Consider the following 1,475-nt stretch of genomic DNA (forward strand, 5'->3'; position numbering starts at 1 on the left):
AAGGACGTAAGCGAGTGTCCACTTCGTATAAAATACCTGATGCGGTGCGAGTTGAGAAAATATGGATGATGCGCTGTGCTAAACGAAGGTAGAACTGGCGGCCATCAATTTCCTTCTTCCCATCGGTGTATACATTAACTGGGCAGTCGTGCATAAAGACGATATCTAAGTCTGAGTTGTAGCCCAACTCCCATCCACCGACTTTACCATAACCGATCACGGCAAAGCCTTTGCCTTCACGGTCTTTCACGTGTGTTGGCTCGCCGTATTTTTCAGACACTTGAAGCCACGCTTGGCTGACCACCGCTTCAACAATGGCTTCTGCTAGATAAGTTAAGTGATCACTTACTTTCATGACTGGCAGCACGCCAGCGATATCCGCTGCGGCAATACGCAGAATACAAATTTGCTTAAACTGACGCAGCGCTTCCATTTGCTGCTCCATATCATCTTCGGGAATACGGGCAAGGAAATCGCGCAATTCAGTGCGATAGCTATCGAGTGGAATTGGGTTGTACAGTTGTTGAGGATCTATCAACTCATCCAGAAGGATTGGATAACGAGACAACTGTTCGGAAATCATTGGACTTGCGGTACACAAGCGCACCAACTGCACCAATGCGGCAGGGTGTTCATCCAACAATTCTAAGTACGTCGTGCGCGTGCAAATATTGTGTAGTAGATGCAACACTCGCGGTAAACCAAATTGAGCATCTGGGTGGGCAAACACCGCATCAAACACTTTTGGCATCAAGCGGTTTAAGACCTCTCGCCCACGGGGGCCGAGCGTTTTCTTGGCCAAGTCGGCTTTAAAGTTGATGATAGCTTTAGAGAATATGGCGGGTTCTTCGGCTTGAATGTCCTGCTCTAAAATCAGCTCTAGTACATCTTGTTTATTGGCCATATCCCATAATTCATGGAAATGACGAGCAATCGTGCTGCCCTCATCTTCTTCATCGTCACCAATCAAGGTTTCAAATACTTGATGCACTTTGTTCATGTGCTGCTGAGTTTGTTCGATGAGCAGATCCCACGACTCTAGCTGCATCGCAGTTGCCAGTTTTAAACGCTCAATGTCGCAATCGGGCAGCGTTTGAGTCTGCTTGTCTGCCATTGCTTGCAGTAGATTTTCTAGCTGGCGTAAATATTTATATGCCGCTTCCAGATTGCTGACTTCTTGCGGGGTTAACAATGCAAGCTCTTCAATACCATTTAAGGTTTCTAGCAAACCACGATTGCGCAAAGATGGCTCTCGCCCGCCACGAATCAGTTGGAAAACTTGCGCGATAAACTCAATTTCTCGAATACCACCAGCACCCAGCTTGATGTTGTTGGTTAAACCGCGACGTCGCACTTCACTGCTGATCATTGATTTCATGCGGCGCAACGACTGAATCGCACTAAAGTCGATGTAACGACGGAACACAAACGGACGCAACATTTTGCGTAGCTCTTGATATTGCGGATACATTTCG

1 protein-coding gene is annotated in these 1,475 nt (G+C 47.1%); it reads right to left on the reverse strand.

Annotated features, from left to right (window positions below):
- On the reverse strand, positions 1–1,475 hold a 1,475-nt coding region (gene glnE / locus R7R78_RS23925), incomplete at both ends, for a bifunctional [glutamate--ammonia ligase]-adenylyl-L-tyrosine phosphorylase/[glutamate--ammonia-ligase] adenylyltransferase (RefSeq protein WP_225474354.1).

This window comes from Vibrio sp. 2134-1 (assembly GCF_033339495.1).